The organism is Streptosporangium sp. NPDC003464, assembly GCF_053588315.1.
This window is the reverse complement of the sequence record NZ_JBSFPS010000408.1, coordinates 3,830-6,017: the sequence shown is the minus strand read 5'-3', so window position 1 is coordinate 6,017 and position 2,188 is coordinate 3,830. Positions and strand designations below refer to the sequence as shown.

General features: G+C 72.7%; 2 protein-coding genes. Both read right to left on the bottom strand.

Annotated features, from left to right (window positions below; genetic code table 11):
• Window positions 1-56: 56 nt before the first annotated feature.
• A complete protein-coding gene (locus tag ACWDS7_RS45850; RefSeq protein ID WP_451934416.1) occupies window positions 57-1,085 on the bottom strand; it encodes a serine hydrolase domain-containing protein in 1,029 nt (342 codons plus the stop codon).
• A gap of 230 nt (window positions 1,086-1,315) precedes the next feature.
• The gene (locus ACWDS7_RS45845; protein WP_451934415.1) at window positions 1,316-2,068 is read right to left on the bottom strand and encodes a dienelactone hydrolase family protein; all 753 of its coding nucleotides are present in this window, start codon (window positions 2,066-2,068) and stop codon (window positions 1,316-1,318) included.
• Window positions 2,069-2,188: the final 120 nt, after the last annotated feature.

Here is a 2,188-nt window from a genome sequence, read left to right as displayed (position 1 = left end):
CGTCCATGATCGGCTTGATGTAGGGCATCAGCTCGCGCAGAGCGCCCGCGAGCTCGTTACCGAACTGGGCAGCAACGGGCAGCAGGGCGGCGCTGCTTGAGCGCGGGCAGGACCACCTCCTCCAGGACGGCCCTGGGCGCCGTGTCCTGGTCGTCCCTGTTGTAGCCGCCCGCGGTGACGGCCACGACGAGGCCGAGATCGGGGGCGAGGAAGAGCCGCTGACCGCCGTTCCCCGTGGCCCTGGCCCGCCCGTCGGGACCGACGTGCCACAGGTAGCCGTAGGAGAAACCGTCCCAGGTCGGCACCCGCGGCCGCAGCACCTCCTCGACCCAGGCCGCCGGGACCACCCGGCGCTCCAGTACGGCCTGGCCGATCGCGGCGAGGTCGCGCGGGGCCAGCCGCAGTCCGGAGGCCGCCGAGGCCACCCCGTCGTCACCCGCCATCCACTCGAAGGACTCGATGCCGAGCGGCTCGAAGAGCACGGTGCGCGCGTAGTCCTCCAGCGGGCGTCCGGCGCCCCGGGCGATGAGCCCGCCGACCAGTGCCGCGGCTCCTCCGCTGTAGTGCCACCGGGCCCCCGGCTCCCCGACGATCGGGCGCTCCAGCACGTACCGGTAGCGGTCCGCCGCCAGCTCCATCCCGATCTCGCTGTTCTCCGGGCTGGTGTACGGCTTGCTCTCGTCCCACTCCAGGCCGAGCGTCAACGTCAGCGCGTGCTCGACGGTCAGCCGGGCCCGCCGGGGATCGGCGGCCAGGTCGGGGTATTCGGGGAAGTGCCGGAGGATCGGCTCGTCAGGCTCGGGCACCAGTCCGTCGGCGAGCGCGGCGCCGTACAGCAGCGCGACGACGCTCTTGGTGACCGAGCGGATGTCGTGCAGCGTCTCCGGCCCGAAGTCCACCGTGCCGAGCGGCCGCCCCCAGGCGAAGTCCGTGCCGCTGCCGTAACGCTCCATGACCAGAGCGCCGTGGCGGGCGACCACGACGCCGTGCAGACCCGGTGCCCGCCCCTCCCGGATGAGAGCGTCGAGCCGCTCGGCCACGTCGGGAGCGAACCCGGCCTTCTCGGGTTCGGTCTGCTGCCACACGGGCTTCCTCCATGTCTGCGTGATACACCGCGTATTCCGTGCCTACCGGGACACGCCAGGTATAGAGCCTGACACAGGGAGAGGGTCCATTCCCTCCTGATTTCCGCCGGCCCGTCCCGGCTCCCCGCCGCCGTCCGGTGCGGCCTCCGGACGGGCTCGACGCGTCTGTCGGGTGTGCGGCCATGGGGAGCCGTTCACCGCCCGGGGCCCGTGACACCCTGGCGGCGGTCTCAGCCCTCGCGGCGGAGGAAGGCCAGGACCCGCCGCCAGGCGTCGGCGCACGCCTCGGCGTGCTCGTCGTTCCTGACGTCGAAGAACCCGTGCGGAGCGCCGGGATAGGTGACGAACTCGTGGTCCACGCCATGGGCGGTCAGGGCCTCGCCGAAAGCCGTCACCTCGCCCGCCGGGATGCCCTCGTCGGCGCCGCCGAACAGGCCGAGGACCGGGGCGGCGAGGTCGCCCGCGTGCTGGGTGGGCCCGGGGCCGTAGGGCCCGGCGATGCCCGGATGGCCGTAGAAGCCGATCACCCCGGCCAGACCGAAGCGGGGTTCGGCGGCGAAGAAGGCCAGCCGGCCGCCCATGCAGAAGCCCAGCGCCATCTGCGTGTCCCCGAACTCGCGCAGCCGGTCGACCGCCGCGGTCATGTCGTCCTGCATGCCGGTCCTGGTGAGCCCGGCGAAGTGCTCCATGGTCGGGAAGTCCTCGCCCCGGCCGTCGGTGGAGGCGCCCGCCGTACGGCCGAAGTGGTCGTAGGCGAGTGCCGGGTGACCGTGCTCGGCCAGCCGTACGGCGAGGCGCTCGTAGAAGGGCGCCAGCCCCCGGTTGTCGGGGATCACCACGACGCCGGGGCCCGTGAGCCGCCCGGGAACCGCCAGGTAGGCCGCGAGGCGGGTGCCGTCGGCCGAGGTCAGGGTGAGCGGACCGGAGGTGACGGGCGAGGCGACGGGGGCGACGGGCGGGGTGGCGTCGGCGTCGTGACACATGGCGGGGATCCTCTCGGGTGGGTGCGAGAGAAAATAGCAAAGCTGGATTGATAAAGCTAACCTTGGCTTATGACGGACAACAATCCCACGGGCCGTGACCACACGGACCCCGCGCACCCG

Coding starts and splice junctions, on each gene's coding strand:
- ACWDS7_RS45845 (WP_451934415.1), bottom strand. CDS start 2,068: ATGTGTCACGACGCCGACGCCACCCCGCCCGTCGCCCCCGTCGCCTCG.